This window comes from Nocardia sp. CA-151230 (assembly GCF_050942175.1).
Classification (GTDB): Bacteria; Actinomycetota; Actinomycetes; order Mycobacteriales; family Mycobacteriaceae; genus Nocardia.
Genome location: NZ_CP192061.1, coordinates 3,292,496 through 3,314,073 on the forward strand (window position 1 = coordinate 3,292,496; position 21,578 = coordinate 3,314,073).

Sequence of the window (21,578 nt, forward strand, 5' to 3'; positions counted from 1 at the left end):
ACAGCGGATTAACCTGAGTCGGCGGTGCCAGGCACGCGAGGGGCGATAACAAGTCCGCAATTCGTGCGACGATCGTTCGATGGGCGTGAGGGAGTGACACACGATGACCGATACCGAACTCCATACGCAGGGCATCTCGGAGTGGGTTACAACACGGGACGGGCGGCGGCTACATGCGAAGGTGTTGCGTCGGCCAACCTACTTCGCCGGAACATCAGGCCCGACTGTCGTATTCGAGGCAGACGCGGCAGGTAACCGAGTGTCCTGGGCCCGCGTGCAACCTATCGTCGCGGTGCTCATGCGGGCGATTGTCTATGACCGCTCCGGTCTCGGCCGCAGCGCACCCGATCCGGCCGACCGCTCCCTCGATCGCATGGCCGAGGACCTGAACGAGGTGCTCGACCATTTCGGGCCAGGACCGTTCATTCTCGTCGGCCACGGAACGGGTGGTCCCATAGTGAGGCTCGCGGCCGCGCGCAAGCCGCAACGGATCACGGGCATCGTGCTGGTCGACGCTACCGACGAAGCCGCCGAGGTGGTTTTCGACCCGCGCTTGCGCCGAGTCGAGCGCGTCTTTGCCGGTGTGGCCGGGGTCCTCGCCCGGCTTCGCTTGCTTGCATTGGTGTTTCGCTGGCAATGGCGTGGCCTGCCGACCGACGTGCGCGGCGAGCTGAAGCGCGAAGGATTCACCCCCAGCGTGGTCCGCACGCGGCGGCAACAGTCCCGCACGTACTTCGACGAGCTCGCCACTTGGCGGACCGCTCCGCCCGACCTAGGGTCCATCCCGATCACCGCGATCTCCGGCGTACGCGGCGGCAACGGCATCTACGCCACGTTGCGCGCCGAAACCAACAGCGCGCACGCGCACCGCGCTGCGCGATCACCACGCGGACGTCACGTCATCGCCGAACGGTCCGGCCACGAAATCCCACTCACCGAGTGGTTCCTGATCGCCCGCGAGATCCACAAGGTGTTCGAGGATGAAATACGCCGCCGCGGTAGGACATAAGACCTCCGATGGCCCTCTTAGCTTGGTGAAAGACACCGCCTCATGTCACGTGGACGGCGGAATCGCACTTCTGGATCGGTAGTCGTCAGATGATGATTCGGGTCGAGCAATCCGCTGGCACAGTGGCGTCGAACTATTGAGCGGTTCTGTGATCGGTGGAGGGGGAGTGCTGGAGTGCAGATGTTCATCAGCGGTCGGGTCAGCCGCTGTGGCGGTGAGGCCGATGTCGTGATCGGTGCGCCGCGACCGGTCGCCGGGTGTGCCCTCGGTAACGAGGTCTGCCACATCGAAATCCGCGAGGCGGACACGGTCGTGCGGCTGCATCCGCGGCCGGGGTCGACGCGGGCGGCACTGGACAACGCGCTGGGCGAGGTCGCCCGGCATCTGGGTAGTGACCGGTCGGGGTTGCTCGCACACGTCGTGATCGGGCCCGCGGTGCACGAGTCTCAGGTCAAGTAGCCGAGATACGCCGCCTCCCCATGCCGCCTACCACCCCCGATGGCTACGTCCGCTCATGCCGAATTTCGGACACCCGATCGGCGCGCCAATGCCTCACTTGTCCGGTGTCCGCAGGACCGAGGGTCTTGTCCGAATCGACCTCACCGGTAAGCCATTCCGCAAAAGGATGGTGGCAGCGACCGGCCGCGCTGTCGTACCGACACTGTAGGTTCCATCACGTGTCTGCGAACTGTGATCTCTACGCCACGGTAAAAGGCGTTGCCGATCTTCATGAAGCACAGGCGGTGAAGACTGCGGTCGAGCAGCTGTTAGCGGAGGAGTTCCGAGGGGGATGGGACTTCAACGTAGAGATCAAGCAGCGAGGCGATGGCGAGGTCTACGTGGTGATCGAATCGCTCGATACGCTGATCATCAGCGGAAACGGCTCGTGGATAGACGTATTCGATGACCTTCTCGCAAAGCGTGCTTCAGCGGTTGTGGCCCATGCCAAGACTGACACCGAGTGGACCTGGCCCGACTACCGCTAGCCGAAAACAGGGCCGCCGCCGAGGACGACGCCTTCCCGAGGCCTAAACGTCTTTCTATGCCGCTGATCGCGCTTGCTGAAACGGCCAGCGGGGCAGGGAAGTAGGTCAGTCGAGCGTTGGATCTGCCAGAAGCACCACACGATCGGCGACGGGGTCGAAACCGAGTACCGGGTAACGGGTGGAGCTGGTGTTGAACTCCGAGCACATGGATACCTGCTTGCCCAGACGCCGACCGATCGTGCACAGGAAATCGCACAGAGTGTCCACCCCGGCCTGGCCCTGCAACTCGCGAAGGTCGACATCGAAGTCCATCTCGTCAGCAGACCAGGGACGAAAGATCACCTGCACGTCCGGGACAGGCCAGACACGCAGCATCATGGTCTCCGCATCGGCGGGATGTGAAAAAACCTCCGCGGCAGACGGCAGCTGTCGCTTGTTGAAACCCTCGAGGTACTCCCATGCCCACCCCTTCGAGCGAACCAAATCGAATACTGCCTGCCAATCCTCGACCGACGTACCCGGCACGTACACGTCCGGGAGCGTGCCCATCTGGTCGGGGTCGAAGAAGTTCTTGACCTCGCTCCACCGCAAAACCGTCAACTGTCACACAACCTTTCGGTACGACTCCGCATCCCCGTCAGTCCTGACCCAAAGACACGACCGAATATCCGCTCATTCCGCTGACCAATCGGCCAGCCCCAGTACGCACGGAAGACAAGGGGCCCCGGCCATCCGGTGTCGGCCGGACATACGCTACTGCCGCATACCGCGCTGACCGAACCGGCCAGCGCTGAGCGCCGGCGGCCGAAAACCGGTGCGGTACAGGTCGTCTTTCTATGCCGATTGTCGAGTGTTGGATGCTGATCAGCTCTGGGATCATCGGGGTCGGAGTTCGACATCGGTGCCGGCGGGAGGAAATCGCAGATGACCACCTTGCGGCGGTTCTGGATCGAATTCGACACGCAGGAGTTCTCCGACGGCCTGCTCCAGCAGGGCGTCGGTGTGTCAGGCTTCGATGTGCGGGATTGCTTGTCGATGGTGGCGGATCTGGTCCGCGCCCGACCGTTGCCGCCCGTGAGCCGAATTACCGTCGACATCTCACTGGCCGAACCACTCCCGGTGAGTCGCCGCTATCTCGGAGTTTCGGTGTGGCGCGGCGTGTGGTATCCACCCGTGAACCTTGAAACCGGACCGACCCGCAGCATCGACCGAAGAGGCGCGCCCTGCGACTACCCGACACCTGTCACGCAATCACGCCCCAGGCGAGCTAGTGAGACCCTGTGCACGAAGGCTACGTGGTGGGACGAAATCCCGCATATCGGTAGCCTGCTGTGGCCGCTGGTGAACATGCACCGCACCGAATACGGCCGCGGAATGTGCTCTAGCGCAACGGTGTTGCGCGAGGTCTGTGCCACGGATTCGACCTATGGGGTTATGGTGCGCGAAGCGCTCGACTTCATGGTCGCGTGGCACCCGACACCGGACGAGTGGTTCGACCCGACCGAAACCAGGTTCGCCGATCAACGGGATCTGGACGAGTACCTGCGAGCCTTCCGCGACTACTTGTTCGGAACTCGCCCGGAACCGATCTATCCTCCCGGCAGCGAACCGCTTTCACCCGAGGACGCGTGGCTGGACGCTATCAGCCGTCTGGTCGTCACTCGCCCGGGTCCGGTCGACGCTCCCGGCAGCGAACGGCTTTCACCCGACACGGAACCACGACTTCCCAAGAACGAGTGAAATCGTCTGGGGTCCAGGAGGTCCCGCGATTGCCGCTGGGTGTGCGACCGAGTGTTGCGGAACGCGCTGCGGCCCGAGGTATCCGGTAAGTAGCCGCATACCGCGCTGACCGAACCGGCCAGCGCGGGGCGCCGGCGGCCGGAACCTGGTGCGGTGCAGAACGTCCGCTATTGCCGAATGGCGTGCATTCGGAGACCGGTGCCAGCGGTGGCTTGCACTACTGGGATATGAATCGTGCGACGTTGGACGACAACCTTTTTCACCACGTAACCGCGTTTTCACGGGAGCGGTCCCTCAGCTGGTCTGAGCAGGTTCGGCGTACTGGCGCCTTGAGCGGGATACTGCTGGGCAGTGGCCGATCGACGAAAGAAGAGGAGCACGATGTGATTGGCGAGCCTGCGCGTCGACCTGCCGCGCGGATAGTCAACTCCCGGGCATTCTCACAACTCGCCCGCCTGTTCAGCCTCGCGCACATCCGCGTGTTCCGTGCGACCGGCGGCCGGGTCGGTGGCGTCGCCCCGTGGCGCAATGCCGACGGCCGGATCCACTATTGCCTGCTGACCACGCGCGGCCGACGCAGCGGGCTGCGACGAGTCACGCCGCTGGCGTACGTCCCCACTGCCGACGCGGTGCTGCTGGTCGCCGCCAATGTCGGCCGCACCCGAATGCCGCAGTGGTACCTGAACATCCGCGCCGCCCCCGCTGTCATTGTTGAGACACGCGGTCACAGTGCCCGGTGGATGTACGCACGTCTCCTCACTGGTGAGGAGTACACCGCACACTGGCATCGTGCTGTCGGCACTGCACGGTTGTTCGCCCGCTATCAGACCTGGACGTCGCGTCCGATCCCGCTGGTATTGTGCTCGCCACTTCCGTGCTGAGGAACGCACTCATCTGCCGCTTCCCGCGCGGAGTGAACTGGCCCAGCGCGGACCAGGCGAAGATCAACCGGCAGCACGGATCCGAGGTATCTTTGACTGCCCGATGCTACTGATGGCGATCGCCGTGGAGGGCCGTTGAATCGCCGTTGTAGTTCGAGCAGAATCAGCGAACGCTGTTGACAAGGCGTGCAATTGATCCGACGGGGTAAGTTCAGCGGCGGACGGTGTCGCAGGGGCGACGGGCCGCGCGGATTACGCTGTCCAACAGCTCATCTCGTGCTCAAGCGTAGATCTGGGTGGTTTCGGTTTTGGCCTGTCCGAGTCGACCGGCCCTTTGAATCCGTTCCGGACTTGTCGATACGGCTCGCATGCGGCAAGCCAGTGCACCAAGGTTCCTCCGCGGCCGCTCAGCGTTCGTGACGGAAGAAAGAGCCGAGCCGATCGAGTGGGATGATATTGTTCCCAGTCGCCTCGAGCGCTTCCCTCCAGGGGCTTTCGAGGTGGAGGTTGTCCCGGGCAGCCGGGGTGGCAAGACTGCCGTAGGTATCCCAGGTGCTGGTCAGGACGGATTCGACCGGGTCGAAGTCGTCCCAGTCCCACTCGAGCACCTCGGGGACGAAGAGACTGATGTCGATGGGGTCGTGTCCGAACAGTTGCAGATCGTGATAGAGGTCGGCAACGACCGGGCCGTCGGCCCAGGCCTCGATGGGTTCGTCGAACAGTGGCCTGCCGCTGGTGGCGAGACTGTGACCTTGCGCGTAGTAGAGCAGCTTCTGGACCTCGAGGTTGGAGACTTCGGCATCGACTGTGTCCGCCCAGCACACGAACCACTGCGCGATATCGTGCGCGGTAAATGATGCAGCCATGTGACCTCTCCCGACCGAATCGAACTGTTCGGCCGCGAGTCTATGCCCGGGGTCCGACAGGTTCTGTTGACCGTCAAGACAATCGAAGCCGGGACATCACGGACGGGGGACACCACCGCGCCGGGAGACACGAATCCCGAGTAGTAGTCGGGCACTGCCTGAGCGGCCGAAAAGCCTCTCTAGGTAGGTCGTGCACTCCAAGTCGCGGCGAGACCAGAATGGTCAGCTCGGCCTCGATCCCCAAATGCACTGATCTGCCGCGACCCGCGCGGTTCGAAGCAGCCAGCGCGGGCCTGCGGAAGATCAACGGGCAGAGCGTAGTTCGTCCGCGGGCGACGCACCATAATGCCGATTTCCGTGAACAATGTGAACGCTGATATCTGTTTCGAATCAGCTTGCCCGATTCTCTTCGGCGAGAACGTCGGTCGCGCGCCGTCGAGGTACTGTGCGGGGACGACTGTGGTTTCGCGAGGAAGGCCAGATCGCATGGGTGTGCCGGACCTGATCCCTATCAAGCGAGTGCCCGGCCACCGCACGGAGATGGCCGGGCGCTGGCAGCGGGGCCAGTTTTTCGGATACGTGACGCGCATCAACCAGGGGCTTTCCGAGGGTGACGCCGTCTTACAGCGGGTCTACTCAGTGTTGCACGAGTTCGACACGGCAGGAACGCATCTCGATACCACGATCGAGGTTGCAGGCGAGACCTACGGCGGACAGCAGGCACAGAATGTCGTAGCCCAAGCGGAGCGCCTGCTGGACGAGTGGATGAAGTGGCTGCCCGATCGGGAATTCGGCGACATCGTGATCTCACCGTTCACCGAAATGCATGATGGGGTGCTTTTCGGACTCGTTGTGGAGTGCCACGGCGAATACCCCGAAGGCGAAGAAGTTGACGACTGGGCGGAGTTCTACCCTATCCGACTGGGTTTCGGCTGGCCGTGGGATGGTAGCTACAGTACGTGACCGATGATGCCGACTAGGCGTTCGGAACTGCCCGACCAGGATCGTGTCTCGACTGGTGAACGCACTCATCTGCCGCATGTCGCGCTGAGCGAACCGGTCAGCGCGGGGCAGTCCGGATGGTGTGGGCGGCTGTCGGTTACGTGAGCCTGGTATCCGCGAAGACCACCATCGCGTCGTGGTAGTAGGTGGCCAGTCCCGCAGCGATCCGATCGAAACTTGCGGTGGCGGTGGGGTCGTCGAGGTAGGTCTGGGCAAGTTGCTTGAACATTTGCGCGTCCGGGGTCCAGGTGGCACTGACGAGTCGGTATGCGGCGTCGATTTCGGACTGCACGGCCGCATCGCTGACAGGCGTTCTCGATGCCATCAGCTCAGCCATGCGGGTCATCGCCGCGGTCGTTTCCTTCTGCATTCGCGCGATCTCCTCGGCCGACAGCGAGTCGGTGTACGCCTTCGAGCGCTCGAGTGCCTCCGTCTGATCGGGCCAGCGTTTGAGCGCGTCGGCTTCGTACGGGCTCGGGTCGAATCCCTCGAAAAGGTTTTCCGGCCTGTTGATCTGGGGCATGCCCGTTGTTCCTTCCTGTGCCTGGAGTTCCTCGATGGTGCGCGCGACGGTGTGCGCCACTCGATCGAGGCGGTCGCGCTCACGCAGCAATCTCGCGTGGTGTTCCCGCAGCGCGACCAAACGATCGGTCTGCCGGTCGAGAATCGCTGCGATCTCGTCGAGCCCGAGATCCAGTTCCCGCAGCACCAGGATCTGCTGCAGGCGCAACAGTTGCGCCTGCTCGTAGAAGCGGTAGCCGTTGGTGCGGACGCCCGCCGGCGGCAGCAGGCCGATCTCGTCGTAGTGCCGAAGGGTCCGTGTTGTCACCCCGGACATTCGGGCGACTTCGGCAATCGACCAGGACACGACCCACTCCTCACCGCACCGGGACCCTGCCGGTCCATCCGGCATCTCGACGCTAAACATTCACCCAACGTGAACCTCAAGACCGCAACCAGCACGATCGGTACCACGGTTTCATCGTGGTCGCCGGATCGGCCGGCAGTTTCAGCTAGGAAATCGCCTTCAGCACATCCACTATTGCCGCTGATCGCGCTGACCGAACCGGCCAGCGCGGGCATCCGGAGGATCAATGCCCCGGTGCTGGCCTCGGGGCATCGGGGTGTCGAGTCCAACTCGCCACGAAATACCCCTCGTTCCGGGTCGTCGAATCCGTGTGTAGTCGACCTTGAAAGCTGTGTCCGATCGCTGCCCCTGCCAATACCTGCCAGGCTGCTCGCCCGGTAGCCGTCATCCGGAGCCGTCTCGGATCGAGACGAGCGAGTGCATCCGAATCGGCGTGCGCCAGCGCCCGTGTCACCTCGGCATCGCATCGTTGAGCGCGGTCGGCATGACGCGTTCGCTCCGTGACGGTCATGCACGTCGATCCTTCACCCATGACGAGCATTGCCACCCTGTCCGCCCGCCCGGCCAACTCCTGTCCGAGCAGGAAGCACTCTCGCGGCGACGCATTGAAGGCGATCGCTTCGAATGCGACGTTGGCGATGATCATTCCCTTGACCTTGCTGGTCAGCATCAACCAATAGCCGAGTGTTAGGGACAGCGGTAGCGGCTGCGGTTCGCCGGCACCCTCCCATCCGTACTCCCAGCAGATACCGTTGGCCAACAGGCTCCCGTACTCACCGGATGGCTCGAAACTTCGGGTCTCGCTGTCGCCGCCGACGATCACAACCAGGTCGGCCGCGCCCACAGCAGGCGTGGTTGACTTGTCGAAGATGTTGAACACAGGAATCCCGAGTTCCCGGATTGATTCCGTACATGCGGAACGTAACTCGGCCCACTCGCCAGAGGCTTCACCTGCCACGTCCGGAATCAACATCGTCGGATGTGGGCATATCGCGGCAGAGATCAGTGGCACAACTACTCCTAACGATCACAATCCCAACCACCTTCGCACGACCGGTGTGGATGCAGCGCGCCGAACAACAGCGAGCTGCACAGACCCATAGCGTCGATACCCGACAGCGACCGACACCCCTGGCAGAACGCGTCCGCTCTATGCCGCGACCCGCTCGTTCAGGTTGGCCACCCCGCGGTCGGTGTGCCCGCGGAAGCTCACGGGATGATCACCTGATGCAGTCCTACGAGTGCGCGTTCTGCGGCGGTACGGTCCACACCACGAGCGCTGAGTTTCGTGTTCTAACGGTGTCCGCTCGCGAGATACAAGGCTTTCAAGAGCTTTTCGCACACCGGCCCTGTATGGTCGCCGCGCGGCGTCCCTCATTCCCGCTCAGCCAAGTCCTCGAACCTACAGCGGTAGAACAGACATCCTGACATGCCGCATACCACGCTGACCGAACCGGCCACGCAGGGGCCGGGGCAGGGTGTTCGCGTACGTCAGATGATCGTTTTCCGAACACCGATGTAGCGGCGGACGCACAGGGGGTTCGTCGGCAGTGTCGGTTGTGGGAGCGCATCGAGCTCCTGCTGCCGGTGGTTCCCCGCAGAACGCACCATCCCGGCCGCAGGCGGCTCGACGACCGAAAGGTGTTGTGCGGCACACTGTTTGTGCTCTACACCGGCATTCCGTGGGAGTTCCTGCCCCAGGAGCGGGGTTACGGGTCGGGCATGACGTGTTGGCGACGGCTGCGGGACTGGCATGCCGCCGGCGTCTGACAGCGGGTGCACGAAACGCTGTTGGCCGAGAGGTCGCGGGTCGTGGTCGTCCAATCCTCCAGCAGCGTGGGTGCGTCGCCTCCGAGTTCGTCGAGGAGATCGCACCGTGCGGCACGCTCCTGAGCGTCGAACGGGATGCTCCGCATATCTTCATGATGGCATTCGGGTGCGGTTCACTACCGCGTGTTGGTCCAGAGCTTGAACGGCTGCACGTCATCCTGATCGGCCCACTCGGGTTGCGGTGTTGCCAGTGCGGCGTCCTTCTTCTCAGCCCGTACGAACTGTTCGTATACCTTGTGTGCCTGGGCTTCTGCGGCGGCTCGCGCCGCCTTGTAATGCTCGATGATGGCCCGCTCGAGCCGTTCGGTTCCCTCGGCAACGGCGTTCGGCGACAGCTTGATCTGGGTGATCTGCCCGTAGGCATCCACCTCGATCGCCATTGTGCGGTCCGTGGCGCGAGCCTGGGCTCGCACCTCCCCGACGACCTTGTCGATCTTTTCTGCCCGCGCGCGACGCTGGTCCACGTGCCTCGCTCCCCTTCATCCGGATCGTCCATGCCGGGACGCCTCCCCCGACTGCTCGAAACTGTACCGACAACGTGCGCCGGCTTGTTCGTCGTTCTGGACACCCGCTACTATTCAGCAGCGTTGTAGCTGCTGATGGGGGATTCATGAAGCGAAAGCTGTTGGTGGGACGGTAGATATGGTCGCCTTCGATCCCGAAAAGTTGCGCGCGCTCGCGACCGATACGCGCACCCATTCCGACGTGATCGGCAAACTGGCCCCGATCGGCCAGACCGACCGTAACGCCACTCCTGCCGCGATGCCGTTCTCGGCCTTCGCGACCAACATCAAGGGCGTCTTCGAGGCCATGGATCGGGTGGTGGCCCTTCATCAAGGCAGGCTCACCCAGTTCGCGGGCCTGACCGATAACGCGGCAGGCACCGTCGATGGGATGGAAGAGGCGAATGTGGCCGGATTCAAGGGGATCAAGTGAGTAGTGAGAAGATCACCATCTCCACGGTGCTCGGGTGGAAGCTCGATTCGGCGCGGTTCGCCGCCGCGGACGCGATGAACGCCGGAATTACCCTCGAGGCCGAATCCCTCAATGCCGACAAGGCGATTCAGGGATCCGAATCCTACTTCGGTGAGGCCGCCGGTAGTGCGGCCCGCACCATGTCGACCAAGTTGAAGAACGAGGCGGTGACGTCGGGTGACGTCCTCGATGCCATTCATAAGCAGATCGACACCACGACCGCTGAATTGTTCTCGGATCTCGTAAATTTGCAGTCGGTTGTCGACGAGGTCGAGGAATCGGAATGGAACCTCTTCTACGACGACGAGACCGGTGACGTGAAGTCATACGATTCGAATTGGGAGACAATCAAAAAGAACTGGGGCAATCCGGCGTCCGTCGCGTGGAAGACCGCTGACTGCCTCCGATTGGGTGCGAGTCTCAAGCAGGCATACTGGGATGTACAGGCCACCGACAAGATCGGCGCGCGTAATCTGGCCACGCAGCTCGAGCACGTATCCCAGGATGTCAAGCTGGCGCTGGCCGGTATACCGGATGACGCCGCGCTGCGGGATATTCTCCTGAACTACCAGGTAGATACGACGAAGTCCGAGATCGTCGTCTGGCCCGACTCGACCCTGCTGAACCTGATCAGGTTGCAAGATCTCGACATTCAGCCGGTGGAGATGACGGCCGAGGAAAAGGCCGCGATGGATGAACTCTGCAACCCGCTCCACGGTGGCAATCCGCTGAACTACAAGAAGTTCAACGACATCAAGGAGGAAGCGGTGTCGTTCGGGAAGGATAACAAGTACACCGCTGTTAATGAGAACTCGAAAGATGACGGTCATGCGGATGCGGCCCGACATGCCTACTGGAATGCGCGTATGACCCAGGAGTTCGGTGCCGACTGGGCTAAGCAGTACGCCAGCGCCCATGAAATGGTCGGCGGAAACGGTCCGCAACGAGAGGCGATGGACCTCAAGAACAATGATGTCGGCCGTCAGATCGGTCTGGCGAATATGAACGCATCAAAGGACGACCTGAAAACAGCGGTCATCGCCGCGGTCGACAAGGGCGACACCGTCGTCATCCACAGTCCCAACGGGGACAAAGCTCCCGCCCAGATCGCCTTCAGTAATACTGTTCCCTGGAAAGATACGACAAGTCCTCCGTCCGTGGATATCCCACTTCCGGGCAAGGGAAAGTGAGTGCGAGGCAAGTGAAATCAGCCACGATCGTCGTCGGCATCCTGATGGTTCCGCTGCTGGCCGGATGTGCTGCCAAACACCAAAAGCCAGCCGCGAAAGTGTGTCAATCCGAAATGCGCCTCGACAGCAAGCCGCAGCCGCTCGGCTCGAGTGAGGCGCTGTCGGCGGAGTTCAATACCGCTGGGAGCGGGCAGCAAGCCATCAGTCTTGGCGAGGTCACCCGCGCCGCCGGTTGGTCCGATGACTGGGACACGCTGATCGAGGCCTCCTCGGCAATGGACGACGACTGGCTGAACAAGATCGCGCAAACCCCGCCGGGCACCTGCTGGAAGGGCCTACCGCCCCGGATCGGTTCAGATCCGGCGTCTTTCGGGTACTACGTCTTCCTCAAAGACCGGCAGGTGGTGCAGTCCGTGATGTGGGATACCGGGTACAAGCCGCTGGGGTTCCACTCCGACGAGCGACTGACTCACGAAACCATGTTGAACCCCAAAGGCGGAGGACTCAGAACCTACTGAGGTAGTCCTCGACGGACCGTGGATGAAACACAGCATCTACAACACGCCCAATGTGCGGAGAACTACGGATTTCCGCCGATACAGGGGTAATTCGGGTGATCCATCGCCGAATGTCGCAGTGAGGCCCGACGAACGGATAGCCACCCCCAACTGGTTTGCCCTAAAGGTTGGTGCAGTGAAGTATCTGTCAGGGACGTCCCGATTTCTAGCCCGGCACTGTGTCATGTGCTCAGATCCTCTCTGCAGCACCCCTACCAGGGGTTTTGACACGCCCCCCACGCTCGCGGACTCCGGTTCTCGACGGACCGACGGCGTGCATCCAGCACGAGAAGGTCAGTCGATGATGCCCTGCATGGGGAGGTAGATCTCTGCGGCTTCGACAAAGCCGGTACCGGTCAGCTCAGCGAGCGCGAGTGCCTCGTCCATCTTGCGTAGCGCGGTGCGCACGTACGGGCGGTCGTTCCATCGGTCACCGACGGCGGTGAGCTGTTCGGCGTTTGTCGGACAACCAGTTCCGTAGTGCAGTGACCAGTACCGGCGGGGCGTAGCCACCGATGGAATCGTCCAGTCCGTTGCCCAGTGCAGCGACGGGAACTCGTCGGGGAGCGATCCGAGCAATGCGGTGTTGTGGGTCATGGGCACGAAACCGTCGACGGCGGCTTGCTCGGCAAGCTCGGTCGGCCACACGTTGCCGCGTTCGATCCATCCCGGCAGCAGCGCCGCCACGCGACTCCTGGCGGCCAATTCGATCCCGAGAGAGAAGGGTCCATGCGTTCGCGCATACGTGGAGGGCCGTTATGTTGAAAGTTGGTGCATCGCATTATCATTCGCGTGCCGATGATCTATCTTATGTCAGGTTGAGTTTCGGGTCCGGGGCGTGGGTCCCCCGTTTCGCCTCCGCGACATGGCGTATGTTGCGCCATCGTCCGCCGCCTATCAGCATCTGCAAGCGCGTGTCGTCGATCTCGTCGCGCGCAACGAGCAGCTACGTGGGGAAGGAGTGGGTACGGTCTCAGACCCTGGCCCGGACGGTGGTCAGCGTGCTCCTCCAACACGACAGGCGAAGCACACTTCGGGAGTTTGCCCAGCGCGTGGGCGTGTCGGTTAATCGCTATGCCCTAAAGTCGGGCCAGTAACCCTTCGATTGGAAGTACTGCGTGGCTTCGGGAGAGTCATTGTAATCGAGGAGGTTTCCCACCTTCTTCGTCAGCACTTGACGTACTTCTTCAGGTGTGGCGAAGAAGAATTCGCGCCGTTGGTTCGCGTGGTTGAGCAGTCGAGAGCTGAATTCTTTGTGCAGTTCGTTTTCGAGTGTGACCGCGTCATCGGAGAAGTAGACCGCGTGAACGTCGAACGGGAACGGGACGGATGCACCGCCGAGTTCGCGGACTCGGTCGAGGGGTTCGAGGCGGCGGGTCAGTCCGATCTTGACGACGCCGGCTCCGAAGGCTCCGATGTTGGAGATGACGTAGACGTAGCCTGCGCGGATATTCGCTGCGCGGTAGTCGTTTTGCGCGATCGCGTCGGCGATGCGAGCCAACTGGTCTTCGATGTCGCGGGTGTCTTGTCCGGTGTCTCTGAGTCGCTGGAGCACTGCGCGGTAGTGCGCTTGTTCTTTGTCGAGTCGTTCGCGCTCTGCGGCGAGTTCTTGCTCGACTTTGCGTTCCTCGCGCAGTCGCTCGCGTTCCTCGCGGGCGACCTCGCGTTCCTCTTGCACCTTCATCATGTAGTCGGCGGTGAGTTCGAGTTCCTTGATGCGAAGCTCGTGGTAGTCGGGTGACACGTATATCTGCATTGCCGCGCCCAGCTTTTCGATGTCGTTGGCGGCTTTATCGAGTCGTCGTTTCGCGGTGTCCAGGTTGCCGGCCCGTATGGTTCGGACGCAGTTCTCGGCTTCGGCGTTGTATGCCCGCAGCATGAGCTTGGACAGGTCCGAGGTCAACCGACGGCCTTCGGCGAGTGAGTTGTTGAAGCTGAACTTCTTGGCTATAACGATGGCCTCACTGCCCTTCACAGCATCGCGTACGTGCGTGCGGAGGTCTGCGAGAGCCTGCTTGTAACTGTCGGCGTTCTCCAGGGGGTGGTGGTACTCGTAGATCCCCACTTCCTGAAGCACCAGTACATCTTCGACGGTGATGAGCCGGGGGTCATTCAGAGCTGGCGGTTCGGCAGCAGGAACAGGGCGGGCTTGGAGTTGCGCGGTTAGTTCGTGGATGCGGTCCTGCAGGTCGGCGGCTTCGCGTTCCTTGACGATCAACATCTTTCGCAGTCCGACGATCGCGTCTTGTGGGTCGTTCATCCGCGTACTCCGTGGTTTGCCATGGGAACCAGCCCGTAGGGGTTCTTCGATACCGCTGCCGAGAGGTGGGCCAGCGTGGCAGCCGGTTCCACGCGAGAAAGTTCGATGGGAAGGAAATCTGGGCGATCGGTTGCCAGGCGGACGAGGTCGATCCGGGTGTCGTGGCCGGTTGCGCTGTCGACGGTGTCGACGGCGACGGTCAGCGCGATGCTGTCGATGATCCCTTCGCGATCGGCCTCGAACACTTCATGTGCTGTCCGCAGCGCCGTCTGTGCGATCGCCGACGCATAGCGGCGCTTCGTTTCCGCAGCCGACATTACGGTCGCGGTGATCTCGTCGTTGGTCATGTTGTAGCGGAAGGCTTTCGAGGTGGGGAACGTGTCGGGATGTGGAGCCAACACGGTGATGCGCAGTTCGTGGTCGTCCGCGCCGAAGCTGTGCTCGTACGACACCTCGAATGCCTCTGGGTAGATCGAGTTCGCCAGCACAATAGCCACATACTCGTCCATCGCGGCAGGCTGCCGTTCACTCAGGCGAGTGATCAGTCCGTCCAGGCGGGCGTTCGCCACTGCGGCTTGTTTGCGACGCTCGGTGTTGAGTTGCTCGAGCCTGCGTTGTGCATCGGCCAACGCTGAATAGCGGGACGCCTCCCGTTGGCGCCACTGATCGCGCAGCTCGGCGTTCCGCGCACAGGTCTGGGTGAGAGCAATCTCCCACTGCTGGACACGGCTCAGGTGCTCGCGTTGCGCCACCTCCACCTGCATTCCATGTCTGTGGTTACCTCCCAGAGCACCGCGGAGACCCGACGGCGGCGCAGGTGGCGTGAAGATCGGGCGAGCTGGCGTCGGCCGGTAACGGGGAGCCAGCGAGGGAACCAGCAATTCGGGACGATCGAACGGGAGATCCTCGACATGTTCACGGAGCGACTCCAGATTGACCCAGTTGTCGGTCTCCAGTGTGGCATTGAGGAGGTTGTCGATCTCGTCATAGGTGACAGCGAGCTGTGCGTTCTTCTCCGCGGCTTCTGCCTCGCGGGCTGCTGTGTGGGCCAGCTTGGCAGCGCGTTCCGCGGCAGCGCGTTCGGCGGCCGAAGCTCGCATAACGGCGGCAGCTGCGCGTTGCTGCTCGCGAGCAGAGCGTTGCGCCTCCCGTACAGCCTCGTTGTGCGCCCGTATGGCTTCCCGCTGCTGCCTCGCTTGCCGCTGCTGCGCCAGCCTTTGCTGGTGCTGCAGTTCAGCAAGGAACCCCCGCCGCCGCGCCACCCAAATCCCTTTCTTCGCAACGCTTTGCATCGACCGAGCCGTTGATCACAGTCTGCATTTCCTGTCGCGACCGGAGTCAATCCGTTACACGCGCTGCTCCGCCCCGGATGCGCCGACAATCAGCACGTAAGCATATCGAAACTGAGTTGCCCAAAATTCGCGGTGATGGAGTCGTGGTACCGAAGAGCCGTATGGTTTGCGTGGATGACATGCAGGCCCATCGGTCACCTGGTGGCGTCTCAACTTCCCGGCCTTCGCGTGTGGCTGGGTGGTGAAGCTGCCGCGGGTGTCCGCCATAGTGGCGTCGATGCGTGCGGCGACGGTGCCGACACTGGGGTCATAGATCTAGGCGAACGGCATCCCGCCGTTGGGTAGGACGGCGTCGGGCCCCAGCGGGATCGGTGCGATGCGATCACACAATCAGGTGAGAAGGTATTTGGAGACAGTGCCGGGGTAGAAAACCCAGTCACCGTTGTCGATCTCGGTGAATACCAGCGCCCCGCCGGCACTTCGTGCGCGGTTTCGCCGAATTCGTTGTCGGCAAGGGAAACTCGCGAGGCAAACGTGACCTGGGCCAGGCCGCGTCTACCGCCGGCCGCGGCGATCGCCGTCCTGTCGTCGCTGATTGCCGAACGTCCAACGCGCCGGCGCGAATTCGGTGCAACTGCCGTCGTGACGAGCCGGTTGCAGTGGGCCGATCGGCCATTTTGTCGATGCCGGGCGGGCGAGGCGTGGGGACGAAAACTCGCCCGTTGTCCAGCACGAGACGATGGCTGGTGACACCGGTACGGCGTGTGCCGATAGCACACAGCGCTCCACCGCGCGCTACCTCGAATTCTGGCAGCGATCGCGGCCTCGAGAGCATGGCAACCGCCGCGAGGGGCAACTCGCGTACGGTCAGCGGTCGAACCGCTGGTCTCGGCACTGCCACAGCCGAGACCAGCGTTCTACGCGGTGCGTTTGGGCAGAGGGTGCACGCTGGCCAAAGCGGTGAGGAACGCACGGTGGACGTCTTCACGGCTGATGGGGGTGCTGTCGCCACGGATGGAGCTGGCCATTGCGATAGCCAGCCAGTCACGCACCACGGCGGATTTGTCGACTCCGCGCGCTTCGGCCTCGTCGAGGATGGCCTGATGCATCTCGAAGGGAATCCGCACCGTCATCGAGACCGTCGCGGGTGTCCCGACAGGAGGCAGCACGCTGGGGTCGAGAACCTCGCCGAAGGTCAACGACTTGGCGAATTCTTCGGCGTCGGCGGCGCTGGTCGGGTAGTTGGGCTGGTCACTCATGGCCTTCCTCCCATTTCTCGAATTCGGCGAGAAGTTCACCGGTCACGGGCATGATTCCGACAATTTGGTGGTCGAACTTCCCGAGTGTTCGCACAAGCACCGCAAGCGGGGCCCTGGACGAGGTTCGCCCGATGATCATCAGCACTGTCAGACCGCCCGCGCCAAACCGCCTTGCGGGGCAGTTGCGGGCGAGGCCCGCTCAGTACCTGCATGATCTCGTACGGCTCGATGCCGTACCGGGCGGCCAACTCCATGATCCACTCTGGAATGTCGTACACCCATATTACGCCGTTGCTTACATTTGTAAGACGGCCCGCTCTATCTGGGTTCTCGATCGATCCGATCGCTGGCTCGCCTGTGCGGTGCGCGACATAGGCCCCGAACCCGATCGCAGCCGATAGGGACACGTCGGCCGCCGTTGCTTGGCGTCGGTGGTGTGCCCGGTGAGCGTGAAGGAGGGCGAGGTACATGAATACTGTTACAGCACTGGGTATCTGAGGTGCGGTGGCGATGGTGGCTGCGGCATCAGTCATGGTGGCCGCTTTCTCCGCTGATGCCGACCATAGGGTCGAGATCCTGGCGCTGGGCGTGGGTCAGATCGTGAGTTAGGACTGCTGCTAGTCGCCTCGGTGCTGGCCGCCGCGGCTCAAAACTGGTTGTGGTGGATCGGGATGGCCTGGCGCGACGAGCAACTGGTGACGGCTCAATGAGCATGCGTCACGAATTCTGCGCCCGCCACTGGCACCGCAGCCGCGCCGAATACCCAAACGACCCCTGGCCACGCGCCCACGCCTACCTGACCCGGTTTCCCAGACCCCCGTTCTCCGAAGTAACCATGTAGGCGCGCAAGGCCCTTCACCGAAATCTGCTGCGCGGGCAAGGGAGAACCGAGAGCGCTACGATCATCATGCCCCGTCCGTGAGCGATTCCCGGCGGGGCGCAGCCATTTCAGCCACTCGGCGCGGCCGAATGGTTCGAGGCCAGCCGAGCCCAGCTGCGAGGCGGCTGGGCCCGGCTGACACGCCTACGCGGCGGCGGGGCCTCTCAACGGCTACCGACGGGCAGCAGTCTGCATCGGCGTAGACCACGTGAGCACCCTTACACCGCTCACAGCCGCAGCCTCAGGCGCGATTGCCCGAGGCAACCAGGGTATGCACCGTAATCGACTCAGTGCCGCAGATCCGTCGGCGGTCGCGTGGGTTTGTGGCCCGTAGATGCGCACCGGCGGTCGTGTGGGTGCGTGGCGCGGACCTACCGGCGGTCGCGTAGTTCTGTGTGCCGCAGACTCACCGGTGGTTGCGCGAACGTCGACGTCGCCGCGATCGTGGTTCGGTGCGGGTTGGGTCGTAGCGGATCCGCGGCGGTTGTCAGCCGGGGACGTTGCGGTCGAGCTCGTCGAGCCAGGCGGCGGCCGAGGCATCACTCGGCGCGCGCCAATCACCGCGTGGGGACAGGGATCCGCCCGAGCCGACCTTGGGGGCATTCGGGAGGGTGGAGCGTTTGAACTGGCTGGTCTGGATGAAACGGCGCAGGAATTCGGCCAGCCAGTGTTTGACGGCGGGCAGGTCGTATTCGTGGCGCTGGTCGGCGGGGACGAGGTCGGGCCAGCCGCCGCGGGTGCGGTCGGACCAGACATGGTGGGCCAGGTAGGCGATGCGGCTCGGCAGGTCGCCGAAGCGGAGCAGGTGGTAGAGGTGGAAGTCCTGGAGTTCGTAGGGGCCGACGGTGGCCTCGGAGCTCTGCGGGGGAGCGTCGCCGTCGCTAGGAACGAGTTCGGGGGAGATCTCCGTGGCGAGAATGGAGGCCAGGACCGCACCCGCCTCGGGGCCCAGCTCGCCGGTGTCGATCGTCCAGGCCACCAGGTATTTGATCAATGTCTTGGGGACCGAGGCGTTCACGCTGTAGTGGGCCATGTGGTCGCCGACGCCGAAGGTGCACCAGCCCAGCGCGAGTTCGCTGAGGTCACCGGTACCGACGACCAGGGCATCGTGCAGATTGGCGAGCCGGAACAGGTGTGAGGTGCGCTCGCCCGCCTGCACGTTCTCATAGGTGACGTCGTACTGCGGAACCCCTTCGGCGGCAGGGTGCTTCAGGTCCCGCAACATCTGCGTGGCCGATGGCCGGATGTCGATCTCGTGTGCCGTCGCCCCGACCGCCCGCATGAGCCGCCGCGCGTCCTCGAGGGTTCGGGTGCTGGTGGCGAAGCCGGGCATGGTGTACGCCAGGACATTCGAGCGCGGCAGTCCCAGCCGGTCCATGGTCTTGGCGGCCACGATGAGCGCCACCGTGGAGTCCAGGCCGCCGGACACCCCGATCACCACCCGCTGTGATCCGGTGGCGGTCAGCCGTGTGCTCAGTCCCTCCACCTGGATGCGATGCACCTCGGCGCAGCGCTCGTTGCGGCGGGCCGGATCGGCGGGAACATAGGGGAAGCGCGGGATCTCGCGCCGCAGCGCGACGGACCCGGCGGGCACGGGCAGCTCGACGTCGATGCGCCGGAACCGTTCCAGCCGCTCCCGATGATCGTGCACGGTGTCGGCGAAGCTGGTCGTGCGCAGCCGGTCCGCGGCCAGCCGCCGCAGATCGATATCGGCGGTGACCACCTGTGGGTGTCCGGCGAACCGCTCGCCCTCCGCCAGCACATTGCCGTTCTCGCACACCAGTGCCTGTCCGTCCCAGGCCATGTCGGTGGTCGACTCGCCGTGCCCGGCAGCCGAATACAGGTACGCGGCGAGATACCGCGCCGAATGCGAGGCGCACAGCTCGCGCCGGTAGTCGGCCTTCCCGATGACGATATTGCTGGCCGACAGATTCACCAGCACACTGGCTCCGGCCAGCGCTGCGAAACCGCTGGGCGGCAACGGTACCCAGCCGTCCTCGCAGATCTCGAGATGGAACACGAAATCCGGCAGATTGCTCGCGGCGAACAGCAGATCGGCCCCGAACGGCACCCGCTGCCCGGCGATCACCACGTGATCGTCGAGTGCCTCCCGCGCGGCCGCGAACTGACGCTTCTCGTAGAACTCCCGATAGTTGGGCAGGTAGCTCTTGGGCGCGGCCCCCAACACCCGGCCCCGGTGAATCACGATGCCGCAGTTGAACAGCCGGCCCTGCGCCCGCACCGGCGCACCCACCACCAGCACCGTCTCGATGGCGGTGCTCTCCTCGACCACGTGCTCGAGCGCCAGGCCGACCGCGGCGTCCAGCGCGTCCTGATGGAACAGGTCGTCGGCGGTGTAGCTGGACAGCCCGAGCTCGGGAAAGATCGTCAGCGCCGCGTGCTCGGCCGCGGCGTGCCGGGCCAGCAGCAGGGTCTGTTCGGCGTTGAAGCCCGGATCGGCGACCCGCACCGGTGGCACGGCCACCGCGACCCGCGCGAACCCGTGCCGATACAGCGAATCGAACGGCAGCTGCTGTGACACACCGACCCCTTTGCGTCCGGCCGAGGCGATCATGACCCGACCGCAATCTACCCATGCCGGGCACGCGCCGGGGCCCCGGCCACGCCGGAATCACTCGCGGGCGGATTGCTCCCGCAGGCGGGCAAGGGTTTTCGAGAGGATCCGCGAGACGTGCATCTGCGAGATGCCCATCTGCTGGGCGATCTGGGTCTGGGTCATCGATTCGAAGAAACGCATGGTGAGGATGCGGCGTTCGCGTTCGGGGAGCCCGGCCAGCAGGGGGCGGATGGCCACGTATTCCTCGACGCGATCGAACTGGGATTCTTCCTCGCCGAGGGTGTCGAGGAGCGAGGCCTCGGTGTCGCGGCCGACGGAGACGGCGTCGATGCTGCTGGGCTGGTAGGCGTTTCCGGCGATGACCGCCTGGGTCACCTCGTCGGCGTCGATCTCGAGGGCGGCCGCGATCTCCTTGGCGGTGGGGGAGCGGCCCAGTTGCTGGGAGAGGGCGTCGATGGCGGAGCCGATGCGCAGGTGGGTTTCCTTGACGCGGCGCGGCACCCGCATGGCCCAGGTGTTGTCGCGGAAGTAGCGGCGGACCTCGCCCATGATGGTGGGCACCGCGAAGGACAGGAAGTTGGAGCCGCGGGAGATGTCGAAGCGGTCCACCGCATGCACCAGCCCCACCCGCGCGACCTGGGTGAGGTCGTCGAAAGGCTCACCGCGGCCGCTGAATTTGCGGGCAATGTGGTCGGCGAGCGGAATGCAGCGGTTGATCAGTTCGGCGCGTAGCGCGGCGCGCCGGGCGGATTCCGGTGCGGCGGCGGCCAGTTCCTCGAACAGTGTGGTGACGTCGTCGTAGCCGGAGACGCTACGCGCGACCTCCTCGGCCTCGTCGGCGTCGACCGTCTCCTCGGTCTCGGTCTCGTCCGGTTCCCGGTCGTCGCGCGGTTCCTCGGGTCCCGGCGCGTCGGTGGATGCTGCGAACACGTTGTCTCCGTCGGTCACTCCGCCTTCCCCCGGACCCGCCGGAACTCCACCGCCGTCGGGTACCCGGAGATCGCCGGATCGAAGGGTTCCTGGGTGGCGGTGACCTCGTCGGAGAGCGTCCGCAGCACGTGCCAGCCGAAGCTGCGCTGGTCCGGTAGCCCCTCGGCCCCGGCGATGCCGCTGACCCGCACGATCAGATCGGAGTCGCCGACGGTGAACAGGCACTGCAGCGTGGTGCCCGGTGCGGCGACGGCGATCAGCGTGGAGGCGGCCTCGTCGACGGCGAGCCGGATATCGGCCACCTCGTCCAGGGTGAAATCGCTGAGCAGCACCAGTGTTTCGGCGAGTCCGCGCACGATGGGCAACTGGGAGACGGACGCGGCGACACCGATCTCGACCGGTGTACCGCGCAACCCTTGTTCCGCCGAAATGTTGATCACTCTGTAGAGGCTACCCATTCCGGTGCGCGGCAATC

Annotated in this window: 22 protein-coding genes and 1 pseudogene; 10 read left to right on the forward strand and 13 right to left on the reverse strand. The window is 63.8% G+C overall.

Annotated features, from left to right (window positions below; genetic code table 11):
• Nucleotides 1-103: 103 nt before the first annotated feature.
• The 3 genes from ACQP1O_RS15135 (at nt 104) to ACQP1O_RS15145 (ending at nt 1,995) form a co-directional block, all read left to right on the forward strand.
• Complete coding sequence (locus ACQP1O_RS15135) at nt 104-1,009, forward strand: alpha/beta fold hydrolase (RefSeq protein ID WP_433566416.1); 906 nt, start codon at nt 104-106, stop codon at nt 1,007-1,009.
• 180 nt (nt 1,010-1,189) lie between these two features.
• The gene (locus tag ACQP1O_RS15140; RefSeq protein WP_433566417.1) at nt 1,190-1,468 is read left to right on the forward strand and encodes a hypothetical protein; all 279 of its coding nucleotides are present in this window, start codon (nt 1,190-1,192) and stop codon (nt 1,466-1,468) included.
• A 218-nt stretch (nt 1,469-1,686) separates the two neighbouring features.
• Complete coding sequence (locus ACQP1O_RS15145; RefSeq protein WP_433566418.1) at nt 1,687-1,995, forward strand: hypothetical protein; 309 nt, start codon at nt 1,687-1,689, stop codon at nt 1,993-1,995.
• A 105-nt stretch (nt 1,996-2,100) separates the two neighbouring features.
• On the opposite strand, the gene ACQP1O_RS15150 is transcribed toward ACQP1O_RS15145, so the two are convergent.
• On the reverse strand, nt 2,101-2,595 hold the full coding sequence (locus ACQP1O_RS15150; protein ID WP_433566419.1) for a hypothetical protein: 495 nt from the start codon (nt 2,593-2,595) through the stop codon (nt 2,101-2,103).
• A gap of 435 nt (nt 2,596-3,030) precedes the next feature.
• Here ACQP1O_RS15150 and ACQP1O_RS15155 point away from each other — a divergent pair, with 435 nt between their 5' ends.
• Nucleotides 3,031-3,735: a hypothetical protein gene (locus ACQP1O_RS15155; RefSeq protein WP_433566420.1), complete on the forward strand. Its 705-nt coding sequence runs from the start codon at nt 3,031-3,033 to the stop codon at nt 3,733-3,735.
• 242 nt (nt 3,736-3,977) lie between these two features.
• Nucleotides 3,978-4,616: a nitroreductase/quinone reductase family protein gene (locus ACQP1O_RS15160; RefSeq protein ID WP_433566421.1), complete on the forward strand. Its 639-nt coding sequence runs from the start codon at nt 3,978-3,980 to the stop codon at nt 4,614-4,616.
• Between the two features lie 407 nt (nt 4,617-5,023).
• Here ACQP1O_RS15160 and ACQP1O_RS15165 read toward each other — a convergent pair whose 3' ends face one another.
• Complete coding sequence (locus ACQP1O_RS15165) at nt 5,024-5,482, reverse strand: Panacea domain-containing protein (protein WP_433566422.1); 459 nt, start codon at nt 5,480-5,482, stop codon at nt 5,024-5,026.
• Between the two features lie 486 nt (nt 5,483-5,968).
• Between ACQP1O_RS15165 and ACQP1O_RS15170 the strand changes: the two genes are divergently transcribed.
• Nucleotides 5,969-6,445 carry a hypothetical protein gene (locus ACQP1O_RS15170; protein ID WP_433566423.1) on the forward strand — a complete coding sequence of 159 codons (477 nt, stop codon included), beginning with the start codon at nt 5,969-5,971 and terminating at the stop codon, nt 6,443-6,445.
• Between the two features lie 136 nt (nt 6,446-6,581).
• Here the strand turns inward: ACQP1O_RS15170 and ACQP1O_RS15175 are convergent, their stop codons facing one another.
• Nucleotides 6,582-7,352 (reverse strand): MerR family transcriptional regulator, encoded by a 771-nt coding sequence (locus ACQP1O_RS15175; RefSeq protein WP_433566424.1) that lies wholly within the window; start codon nt 7,350-7,352, stop codon nt 6,582-6,584.
• 223 nt (nt 7,353-7,575) lie between these two features.
• Nucleotides 7,576-8,325: a hypothetical protein gene (locus ACQP1O_RS15180; protein ID WP_433566425.1), complete on the reverse strand. Its 750-nt coding sequence runs from the start codon at nt 8,323-8,325 to the stop codon at nt 7,576-7,578.
• A 584-nt stretch (nt 8,326-8,909) separates the two neighbouring features.
• Here ACQP1O_RS15180 and ACQP1O_RS15185 point away from each other — a divergent pair.
• Nucleotides 8,910-9,119, forward strand: a pseudogene (locus tag ACQP1O_RS15185) (transposase); the annotation flags it as partial.
• Here ACQP1O_RS15185 and ACQP1O_RS15190 read toward each other — a convergent pair.
• Both ACQP1O_RS15190 and ACQP1O_RS15195 read right to left on the reverse strand, forming a co-directional pair.
• Entirely contained in the window at nt 9,062-9,268 is a 207-nt protein-coding gene (locus ACQP1O_RS15190; RefSeq protein ID WP_433568029.1) for a hypothetical protein, read from the reverse strand. The pseudogene ACQP1O_RS15185 and the gene ACQP1O_RS15190 overlap by 58 nt on opposite strands.
• 30 nt (nt 9,269-9,298) lie before the next feature.
• Nucleotides 9,299-9,646, reverse strand: a complete 348-nt coding sequence (locus tag ACQP1O_RS15195) for a YbaB/EbfC family nucleoid-associated protein (RefSeq protein WP_433566426.1) — start codon at nt 9,644-9,646, stop codon at nt 9,299-9,301.
• A 178-nt stretch (nt 9,647-9,824) separates the two neighbouring features.
• Between ACQP1O_RS15195 and ACQP1O_RS15200 the strand changes: the two genes are divergently transcribed.
• Genes ACQP1O_RS15200 through ACQP1O_RS15210 form a run of 3 tightly spaced genes read left to right on the forward strand, consistent with a single transcriptional unit; the run spans nt 9,825 to nt 11,865 of the window.
• Nucleotides 9,825-10,118 (forward strand): hypothetical protein, encoded by a 294-nt coding sequence (locus ACQP1O_RS15200; protein WP_433566427.1) that lies wholly within the window; start codon nt 9,825-9,827, stop codon nt 10,116-10,118.
• Nucleotides 10,115-11,347, forward strand: a complete 1,233-nt coding sequence (locus tag ACQP1O_RS15205) for a DUF6973 domain-containing protein (protein ID WP_433566428.1) — start codon at nt 10,115-10,117, stop codon at nt 11,345-11,347. Before ACQP1O_RS15200 ends, ACQP1O_RS15205 begins: the two co-directional genes overlap by 4 nt.
• An 11-nt stretch (nt 11,348-11,358) precedes the next feature.
• Nucleotides 11,359-11,865: a hypothetical protein gene (locus ACQP1O_RS15210; protein ID WP_433566429.1), complete on the forward strand. Its 507-nt coding sequence runs from the start codon at nt 11,359-11,361 to the stop codon at nt 11,863-11,865.
• Between the two features lie 333 nt (nt 11,866-12,198).
• Here ACQP1O_RS15210 and ACQP1O_RS15215 read toward each other — a convergent pair whose 3' ends face one another.
• The 7 genes from ACQP1O_RS15215 to ACQP1O_RS15245 all read right to left on the reverse strand — a co-directional run bounded on the left by ACQP1O_RS15215 (nt 12,199) and on the right by ACQP1O_RS15245 (nt 21,543).
• Nucleotides 12,199-12,591: a hypothetical protein gene (locus tag ACQP1O_RS15215; RefSeq protein WP_433566430.1), complete on the reverse strand. Its 393-nt coding sequence runs from the start codon at nt 12,589-12,591 to the stop codon at nt 12,199-12,201.
• Nucleotides 12,592-12,976: 385 nt separating this feature from the next.
• Complete coding sequence (locus ACQP1O_RS15220; protein WP_433566431.1) at nt 12,977-14,164, reverse strand: DUF4041 domain-containing protein; 1,188 nt, start codon at nt 14,162-14,164, stop codon at nt 12,977-12,979.
• The gene (locus tag ACQP1O_RS15225; RefSeq protein WP_433566432.1) at nt 14,161-15,456 is read right to left on the reverse strand and encodes a hypothetical protein; all 1,296 of its coding nucleotides are present in this window, start codon (nt 15,454-15,456) and stop codon (nt 14,161-14,163) included. The genes ACQP1O_RS15220 and ACQP1O_RS15225 overlap by 4 nt, the downstream gene beginning before the upstream one ends.
• A 917-nt stretch (nt 15,457-16,373) precedes the next feature.
• Nucleotides 16,374-16,715 (reverse strand): hypothetical protein, encoded by a 342-nt coding sequence (locus tag ACQP1O_RS15230; RefSeq protein WP_433566433.1) that lies wholly within the window; start codon nt 16,713-16,715, stop codon nt 16,374-16,376.
• A gap of 1,367 nt (nt 16,716-18,082) precedes the next feature.
• A complete protein-coding gene (locus ACQP1O_RS15235) occupies nt 18,083-20,170 on the reverse strand; it encodes an NAD(+) synthase (RefSeq protein ID WP_433566434.1) in 2,088 nt (695 codons plus the stop codon).
• 57 nt (nt 20,171-20,227) lie between these two features.
• On the reverse strand, nt 20,228-21,121 hold the full coding sequence (locus ACQP1O_RS15240; protein ID WP_433566435.1) for an RNA polymerase sigma factor SigF: 894 nt from the start codon (nt 21,119-21,121) through the stop codon (nt 20,228-20,230).
• Nucleotides 21,118-21,543 carry an anti-sigma factor gene (locus ACQP1O_RS15245; RefSeq protein WP_433566436.1) on the reverse strand — a complete coding sequence of 142 codons (426 nt, stop codon included), beginning with the start codon at nt 21,541-21,543 and terminating at the stop codon, nt 21,118-21,120. Before ACQP1O_RS15245 ends, ACQP1O_RS15240 begins: the two co-directional genes overlap by 4 nt.
• Between the last annotated feature and the right edge of the window lie 35 nt (nt 21,544-21,578).

What these genes read in the sequence shown, in the direction of transcription:
- ACQP1O_RS15135 (WP_433566416.1), top strand. Translation starts at nt 104, where the DNA reads ATGACCGATACCGAACTCCATACGCAGGGCATCTCGGAGTGGGTTACA.
- ACQP1O_RS15140 (WP_433566417.1), top strand. Translation starts at nt 1,190, where the DNA reads ATGTTCATCAGCGGTCGGGTCAGCCGCTGTGGCGGTGAGGCCGATGTC.
- ACQP1O_RS15155 (WP_433566420.1), top strand. Translation starts at nt 3,031, where the DNA reads ATGGTGGCGGATCTGGTCCGCGCCCGACCGTTGCCGCCCGTGAGCCGA.
- ACQP1O_RS15165 (WP_433566422.1), bottom strand. Translation starts at nt 5,482, where the DNA reads ATGGCTGCATCATTTACCGCGCACGATATCGCGCAGTGGTTCGTGTGC.
- ACQP1O_RS15170 (WP_433566423.1), top strand. Translation starts at nt 5,969, where the DNA reads ATGGGTGTGCCGGACCTGATCCCTATCAAGCGAGTGCCCGGCCACCGC.
- ACQP1O_RS15180 (WP_433566425.1), bottom strand. Translation starts at nt 8,325, where the DNA reads ATGTTGATTCCGGACGTGGCAGGTGAAGCCTCTGGCGAGTGGGCCGAG.
- ACQP1O_RS15190 (WP_433568029.1), bottom strand. Translation starts at nt 9,268, where the DNA reads ATGCGGAGCATCCCGTTCGACGCTCAGGAGCGTGCCGCACGGTGCGAT.
- ACQP1O_RS15200 (WP_433566427.1), top strand. Translation starts at nt 9,825, where the DNA reads ATGGTCGCCTTCGATCCCGAAAAGTTGCGCGCGCTCGCGACCGATACG.
- ACQP1O_RS15220 (WP_433566431.1), bottom strand. Translation starts at nt 14,164, where the DNA reads ATGAACGACCCACAAGACGCGATCGTCGGACTGCGAAAGATGTTGATC.
- ACQP1O_RS15225 (WP_433566432.1), bottom strand. Translation starts at nt 15,456, where the DNA reads ATGCAAAGCGTTGCGAAGAAAGGGATTTGGGTGGCGCGGCGGCGGGGG.
- ACQP1O_RS15230 (WP_433566433.1), bottom strand. Translation starts at nt 16,715, where the DNA reads ATGAGTGACCAGCCCAACTACCCGACCAGCGCCGCCGACGCCGAAGAA.
- ACQP1O_RS15235 (WP_433566434.1), bottom strand. Translation starts at nt 20,170, where the DNA reads ATGATCGCCTCGGCCGGACGCAAAGGGGTCGGTGTGTCACAGCAGCTG.